Origin of the sequence: Pseudomonas sp. SIMBA_068, assembly GCF_046534705.1 — a bacterium.
GTDB lineage: Bacteria > Pseudomonadota > Gammaproteobacteria > Pseudomonadales > Pseudomonadaceae > Aquipseudomonas > Aquipseudomonas putida.
This window is the reverse complement of the sequence record NZ_JAWRYI010001031.1, coordinates 1-254: the sequence shown is the minus strand read 5'-3', so window position 1 is coordinate 254 and position 254 is coordinate 1. Positions and strand designations below refer to the sequence as shown.

Here is a 254-nt window from a genome sequence, read left to right as displayed (position 1 = left end):
CCAGACGACCTGAAAGGTTGGCGATGGAAATAACAGTGACTGCATTGGCTGCGGAAACCACATCAAGGTGTGCCAGACTTTGGGCGATATCTTTCGCTACCCCAATCACATACAGGCCGCTCATGCAGGCAGTCAGGAACATTACCGCTAACATCCAGTACTGCGGTTTACGCATCGACTCTGCCAGCGTGTAATCTTTCTCCACTACGCCATTGCTGGTTTTCACTTCCTGTTTTGGTGCGTCTTTCATTAAC

At 50.0% G+C, this 254-nt stretch carries 1 protein-coding gene; it reads right to left on the bottom strand.

Features of this window, described 5'->3' with window-relative positions:
- The coding region (locus SB756_RS32560; protein ID WP_410913573.1) for a hypothetical protein at positions 1-254 on the bottom strand (254 nt) is incomplete at both ends.